The organism is Paracoccus sp. (in: a-proteobacteria) (assembly GCF_030536915.1).
Taxonomy (GTDB): Bacteria; Pseudomonadota; Alphaproteobacteria; order Rhodobacterales; family Rhodobacteraceae; genus Paracoccus.
This window is the reverse complement of record NZ_JAUNPC010000120.1, coordinates 1-6,632: the sequence shown is the minus strand read 5'-3', so window position 1 is coordinate 6,632 and position 6,632 is coordinate 1. Positions and strand designations below refer to the sequence as shown.

The following is a 6,632-nucleotide window of genomic DNA, read 5'->3' as shown; positions in this document are numbered from 1 at the left end:
GCCGTGGTGCCCGGTCGCAGCGCGCTGACCCGTTCGGAGCGGCCAAGCTCTCGGCCCCCGGCGGAAAGCTCTCAGCCGTCTCGGGCACCCGCGTCCGACCGGGCGGCAGCCCCGGCCCGTGCCCCTCAGGCGGCAGCACCTGCCGCCGCGCGTCCGGCGCCCCCCCCGCGCCCCGAAGCCGCGCCGCGGGCAGCGGCACGGCCGCAGGCCACCAGCACCCCGCCGGTGTCGCCGGCCCGACCCCGGCCGCGTCCCGAGGAAGGTTCGGCCGACGAATCGGTGACCGCGGCCGAGATGACCGCGCAGGAGCGGGTGGCGGCGGATTCCCTGCTGTCCGATCTTTACGCCGCCAATCCCTGGCTGCCGCGCCTGTCCCCGCCCCCCGCGGCAGGAGAGCGTTATGCCGAAAGCCGGCCGTCCCGCCGTCCCGGCAGCGCTTCGGCGGTGGATGCGGCCATCGCCGAAGCCGTCGCGGCAAGGCCGGCGGCGGCTCAGGGGGACCGCCCGGCCAAGCGCGCGACGGCGAAGCCCGCCAGCCCTGCCGAGGCTGCAAGCGCGCCGGTCAGGACGGCTGCCAGCAGCAAGGGACGGCCAGTGGCGCGGCCCGCTGGGGGCGGTAGGTCAACGCCCGCGCCTGCGGCTGTCGAGGCCGCGCTTGCCGAGGCGGTCGGCGCCAGGACGGGGGCAGAACCTGCGGCCATGGCCGCCGCCGCGTCGCTCGTGCCCGTCCGCAAGCCTGTCCGCGCCGCAGCCGCCGCGCCTGAAACCGTGGCGCTGGCCGCTGCGGCCACCATGCGGCCGCGTCCCGATACGGCGCCTGCCGCGGCGCCCCCGGCTGCCAGTGTCCAGCCTGCTCCGGCAGAGGCCGCCCAGCGACTGCGGGACGAGGAACTGCAGCGGCAGGCCGAGGAACGCGCCCGCCAGAGCGCGGCGGCTGACGCGCGGGCCGAACTGCAGGCCCGCGCCGCCGCCGAAGCACGCGCCCGGGCGCAGGCCGAGGCCGAGGAACGCGCCGCCATCGCCGCACGCGGCAGCTACCGGCCGCCCGAGGTCGATGACGAGCCCGAGATCGCCCAGAAGCCTGCCGAGGGCCGCACCACCGGCGATGTGGCCAAGAACGCGACGGCGCGCGGGATCGAGTTGAACAAGACGCAGGTCATCGGCGTGATCGGCGCGGGGCGGGCCAGCCGCGGGCTGATCCGCCTTCGCAACGGCAAGATCGTGACGGTGCGCCTGGGCGACCGGATCGACGGCGGCGCGATCAACTCGATCGGCAATGGCAAGATCAGCTACGTCAAGGGCGGGCGCACCTACAACCTGCCGATCCTGAACGGCCGCTGACCTAGCGGCAGTAGCTTTGCCTGCGGGTCCAGCCCGCGATCTCGCCGCGCTGCCGGTCGGATCGCAGCGGCAGCCAGTTGCGCGCAAGTCCTGTCCAGCCGGAACCGCCCGCACTGCTTCGGCCCGCGATGGCGCCGTCCCGCGCGACCGCCTGCGCCATGATCCGCACGGCGCAGCGCGCATTGGCGGCACCGTCCGTCATCGCGCCGCCGCAGCCGTTCGCCCGCGCGTCCGGCAACGAGATCTGCACCAGCGGCAGCCGCCTTTCGCGGGCTTCGGGCCGGGCGTCCCGCTCGGCTATGGCCGAGACCAGCCCCGCCCAGAAGGCCGCCCGGTTCTCGCGTGTCTGGCGGGCGTAACCGGGGCAGAACTGCAACACGTCGGCGGGCAGGGCGGAAAGCAGCGTGACGCCCTCGGCTTCCAGCGCGCCCAAGGCTGCCTGCTTCCATTCCATGTCCCCGCTCACGCCATCCGTGGCGGGGGCTTGGGCGTCAGGGGTGAGCCATCCGGTGATCGAGGAACGCCCGCCCGGGGCGATGGTGGGGGCGGTCGTCGCCTGCCGTGCGGCCTCGGTCACGCCGCAGCCGGCAAGCACCGCAACCGCCAATGCCGCAAGCATCTTGCGCTGCATGAGGTTTCCCTTCCTTTTCCGCCTCGTGGTCTAGCCTGCGGGACGCCCGCCCTCAACCGGCATCGCGGGTCCGGCGCAGGCGGCCCTTGTCCCGAACCGGCCGCGGCAATAGAAACCACCGCAACACTGCCGGAGGCCACCATGCTCGACCACCTTTCCTATACCGCCCCCGAACCCAGGGTCATCGCCGGGGCCAAGGGCGACTGGGAACTGGTCATCGGGCTTGAGGTCCATGCGCAGGTCGCCTCGAACGCCAAGCTGTTTTCCGGCGCCTCGACGGCTTTCGGGGCCGAACCCAACTCGAACGTCAGCTTCGTGGACGCAGCGATGCCGGGGATGCTGCCGGTCATCAACGAGTTCTGCGTGGCGCAGGCGGTCCGCACCGGGCTGGGCCTGAAGGCGCGGATCAACCTGTTCAGCGCCTTCGACCGCAAGAACTACTTTTACCCCGACCTGCCGCAGGGCTACCAGATCAGCCAGCTTTACCATCCCATCGTCGGCGAGGGCGAGATCATCGTGGACATGGCCCCCGGCGTCGCCCGCCGTGTCCGCATCGAACGCATCCACCTGGAGCAGGACGCGGGCAAGTCGATCCACGACATGGACCCAGGCTTGTCCTTCGTGGACCTGAACCGCACCGGCGTCGCCCTGATGGAGATCGTGAGCCGCCCCGACATCCGCGGCCCCGAGGAAGCGGCGGCCTATGTCGCGAAACTGCGCCAGATCATGCGCTACCTGGGCACCTGCGACGGCAACATGCAGAACGGCAACCTGCGGGCCGATGTGAACGTGTCGGTCTGCAAGCCCGGCGATTACGAGCGCTTCATCGAGACCGGGGATTTCTCGGTCCTCGGCACCCGCTGCGAGATCAAGAACATGAACTCGATGCGGTTCATCCAGGCGGCCATCGAATACGAGGCCCGCCGCCAGATCGCCATCATCGAGGACGGCGGCACGGTGGTGCAGGAAACCCGCCTTTACGACCCCGACAAGGGTGAGACCCGCTCGATGCGGTCGAAGGAGGAAGCGCATGACTACCGCTACTTCCCCGACCCCGACCTGCTGCCGCTGGAAATCGAGCAGGCGTGGGTGGACGACATCGCGGCCTCGATGCCGGAACTGCCGGACGAGAAGAAGGCGCGCTTCGTCACGGGCCTCGGCCTTTCGGAATATGACGCGGGCGTGCTGACGGCCGAGGTCGAGAACGCCGACTTCTTCGAGGCGGTTGCGAAGGGCCGCGATGGCAAGCAGGCCGCGAACTGGGTCATCAACGAATTATTCGGGCGGCTGAACAAGCAGGGGCTGTCCATCGGCGAAAGCCCGGTCTCGGCGGCACAGCTTGGCGGTGTGCTGGACCTGATCGCCAGCGGGGAAATCTCGGGCAAGATGGCCAAGGACCTGTTCGAGATCGTCTGGACCGAGGGCGGAGAGCCCGCCGAGATCGCGCAGGCGCGCGGGATGAAGCAGGTCACCGATCTTGGCGCGATCGAGGCGGCGGTGGACGAGATCATCGCCGCCAATCCGGCGCAGGTGGAAAAGGCCAGGGCGAACCCCAAGCTTGCGGGCTGGTTCACGGGGCAGGTGCTGAAGGCCACCGGCGGCAAGGCGAATCCCGTGGCGGTCAATGAGCTGGTGGCGAAGAAGCTGGCGCTCTGAGCCCCGGCCATCCGCAACGCTGGCGAGGAGAAGGGCGTTCGGCTAAAACTGACGCGACCGGGCCGCAAGGAGCGTGCGATGCAAGCCTATGAATACACCGTCCTGCCCGCGCCGAACCGGGGCGAGAAGATCCGCGGCGCCCGCAGCGGCGCCGACCGCTTCGCCCATGCGCTGGCGACCGAGATCAACCGGATGGCGCAGGAGGGCTGGGAATATGTCCGCGCCGAGACGCTGCCCTGCGAGGAACGCAGCGGCCTGACCAGCCGCACGACCGTTTATCACAACCTGCTGGTTTTCCGCCGCCCGCTTGCCCCCGCGCAGGTGCAGCAGGACGTTGGTACGCAGCGGCCGCTTGCGGCCTCGCACGAGGCGGGACCGGCCCTGCGTCCCCTGGCTGCCGCGCAGCCGGCGGCAAGGGCGCCGACCGCGGCGGTTCAGGCAGACCCTCCGCCTGACTGGCCCGACGGCGATCCGGCTGCCGAGACCACGCTTTCCGAACCCGCCAGGGCGGAAGCCGCGCGGGTGGACGATTATGACGAGCCGGGCTTCGACCCCGACCGTGCCGAGGCCCCGGCCGAGGCGCCGCCCTTCGTCCAGCGCCCGCCGCTTTCCGCGCAGCGGCCGGACACCCGGTCGGGCGGCATCTTCTCGGAGCCCATGCCGGGCAACGGCGGCCGGCTGGGTCCCGCCGAGCGCTGATCCGGGCGGATTTCGCACTCACGCAGCCATCGTGGTCCTGTCACGCCTCTGCCCGACCTCCCGCCCAGGTGGGCGGTCAGCATCGACAAGGGCTGTCTTCTGAAATCCCTCCTGCTGACCACTGCTGCCGGCCCTCTCGGCTGCGCCGCATTCGCACGGCACCTGCCGAGGGCGCAAAGTGAGTGGGTTCAAGCCAGGCAGGCCAAGGATCGCCGAGCGTCTGGCTGTCCGGCGCGTCCCGAACGTGATCCTGTTCACGACCCACGGAAATGGCGCCGGCGCCACCTGCGCCATCCCCCGGTATTCCGGCCAGTTGGATGACGGCCTCGTTCTTTGCCGGCGCGGTTCTGTCATGACGACACGCGATCCTCGGGGATATGCGCCCGGCGCTGTCCATTCTGCCGACGGCGTTGATCCCCCGCAGGAGGGCAGTTCCGCAGCCGCTGAAGCCTACCAGTGCGGCGGGCGCTGGTCGGCTAAGGGAATAGTGCCCTCGGCGGCCTCGCGTTCGGCCTCGCGGTCCATCAGCAAGCCCACGCGGCGGGACAGGCGGGCGATCTCGGCCGACTGCCGGGTGACGACATCGGACAGGTCCTCGACACTGCGCTGCAGATGGGCGATCCGCTCCTCCAGCGCCTGCAACTTGTCCATGCCGCCCCCTTCCGATAAGCGATGCCCACGACCTGAAGGATACCCCGCATGGCCAAGGATCAGAAACCGCGCCGCCCGCGCGCCGAGACGCCCAAGGGCTTTCGCGACTATTTCGGGCCGGAGGTCACGGAACGCAAGGCGATGCTGGACCGCATCGCCGCCGTGTATCACCTGCACGGCTTCGAGGCGCTGGAAACCAGCGGCGTCGAGACGGTCGAGGCCCTGGGCAAGTTCCTGCCCGACGTGGACCGCCCCAATGCCGGCGTCTTCGCCTGGCAGGAGGAAGCGGTGCCCGGCGGCGGCTCGGGCGACTGGCTGGCGCTGCGCTATGACCTGACGGCCCCCTTGGCGCGGGTCGCGGCGCAGTATCGCAATGACCTGCCCTCGCCCTATCGCCGCTATGCGATGGGGCCGGTCTGGCGCAACGAAAAGCCGGGGCCGGGGCGTTACCGGCAGTTCTACCAATGCGACGCCGACACCGTGGGTGCGGCCAGCGTGGCGGCGGATGCCGAGATCATCGCCATGCTGGCCGACGCGCTGGAAGCGGCGGGGATCGCCCGCGGCGACTACCTTGTGCGGGTGAACAACCGCAAGGTCCTGAACGGCGTGCTGGAGGCCGCGCAGGTCCAGCCCGAACAGGCGGCGGACGTGCTGCGACAGATCGACAAGTTCGACAAGGTCGGCGAGGCCGGTGTGCGCGAACTGCTGACCACCGGGCGCCTTGATGCGTCGGGCGCCGAGATCGAGGGGGTGGGCTTGGACGCCGCGCAGGCCGATCCAGTGCTGCGCTTCCTGACCTCGAAGGGTGGCGACAACGCAAGGACGCTGGAGAACCTGCGCGCGGCTGTCGGCGGCTCGGTCGTGGGGGCAGAGGGTGTGGACGAACTGGCCCGGATCGCCGGAATGCTTGACGCGATGGGAATGGGCGCGGATCGCGTGGTGATCGACCCCTCGGTGGTGCGCGGCTTGGGCTACTACACCGGCCCGGTGTTCGAGGCGGAACTGACCTTCGAGATCCTCGACGACAAGGGCCGCAAGCGGCAGTTCGGCTCGGTCGCGGGCGGCGGGCGCTATGACGATCTGGTCGAGCGCTTCACCGGGCAGAAGGTGCCCGCGACGGGCGTTTCCATCGGCGTGGACCGCTTGCTGGCCGCGCTGCGAGAAAAGGGTTTGACGGGGACCACGGCGCAGGGTCCGGTGGTCGTCACCGTCATGGACCGTGACCGCATGGCCGACTATCAGGCGATGGCGGCTGCTTTACGGAGAGCAGGCATCCGGGCAGAAGTCTATCTTGGCAATCCAAAGAACTTCGGCAATCAGCTTAAATATGCTGACAAGCGCGGTGCACCTATCGCTATCATACAAGGCCCAGACGAAGCAGCAAATGGAAGGGTTCAAATCAAAGATCTGGTTTTAGGAAAGCAGCTAGCAACATTTATAACCCGTGCTGAATGGGCCGTGCACCCTTCGCAAGTTGAGGTGCCAGTGGAACAACTAGTCGAAACAGTCCAGTATTATCTGGAGTTGCAAGCGGAAGATAGAACGCCCGCTTCTGACGAATGACAATCCCCCGCACCGTCAAGGCGCAGGTGGGCCGCCGCATCCTCGGCGCCTTCCGCGCGGCAGGCGCCGTCGAGGTCGCCCCCGACATCCT

6 protein-coding genes are annotated in these 6,632 nt (G+C 69.6%); 4 read left to right on the top strand and 2 right to left on the bottom strand.

Annotated elements, in window-relative coordinates; translation table 11 throughout:
• Window positions 1-225: 225 nt before the first annotated feature.
• Window positions 226-1,341 (top strand): hypothetical protein, encoded by a 1,116-nt coding sequence (locus tag Q4F04_RS14160; protein WP_303370451.1) that lies wholly within the window; start codon window positions 226-228, stop codon window positions 1,339-1,341.
• 1 nt (window position 1,342) lies between these two features.
• Here Q4F04_RS14160 and Q4F04_RS14155 read toward each other — a convergent pair whose 3' ends face one another.
• The gene (locus tag Q4F04_RS14155; protein WP_303370450.1) at window positions 1,343-1,972 is read right to left on the bottom strand and encodes a hypothetical protein; all 630 of its coding nucleotides are present in this window, start codon (window positions 1,970-1,972) and stop codon (window positions 1,343-1,345) included.
• 141 nt (window positions 1,973-2,113) lie between these two features.
• Between Q4F04_RS14155 and gatB the strand changes: the two genes are divergently transcribed.
• Together gatB and Q4F04_RS14145 are read left to right on the top strand one after the other, a co-directional pair.
• Window positions 2,114-3,628 carry an Asp-tRNA(Asn)/Glu-tRNA(Gln) amidotransferase subunit GatB gene (gene gatB / locus Q4F04_RS14150; protein WP_303370449.1) on the top strand — a complete coding sequence of 505 codons (1,515 nt, stop codon included), beginning with the start codon at window positions 2,114-2,116 and terminating at the stop codon, window positions 3,626-3,628.
• 78 nt (window positions 3,629-3,706) lie between these two features.
• A complete protein-coding gene (locus Q4F04_RS14145; RefSeq protein ID WP_303370448.1) occupies window positions 3,707-4,327 on the top strand; it encodes a DUF4177 domain-containing protein in 621 nt (206 codons plus the stop codon).
• 450 nt (window positions 4,328-4,777) lie between these two features.
• On the opposite strand, the gene Q4F04_RS14140 is transcribed toward Q4F04_RS14145, so the two are convergent.
• Complete coding sequence (locus tag Q4F04_RS14140) at window positions 4,778-4,978, bottom strand: SlyX family protein (protein WP_303370447.1); 201 nt, start codon at window positions 4,976-4,978, stop codon at window positions 4,778-4,780.
• 48 nt (window positions 4,979-5,026) lie between these two features.
• Between Q4F04_RS14140 and hisS the strand changes: the two genes are divergently transcribed.
• A complete protein-coding gene (gene hisS, locus Q4F04_RS14135; RefSeq protein ID WP_303370446.1) occupies window positions 5,027-6,541 on the top strand; it encodes a histidine--tRNA ligase in 1,515 nt (504 codons plus the stop codon).
• Window positions 6,542-6,632 lie beyond the last annotated feature (91 nt).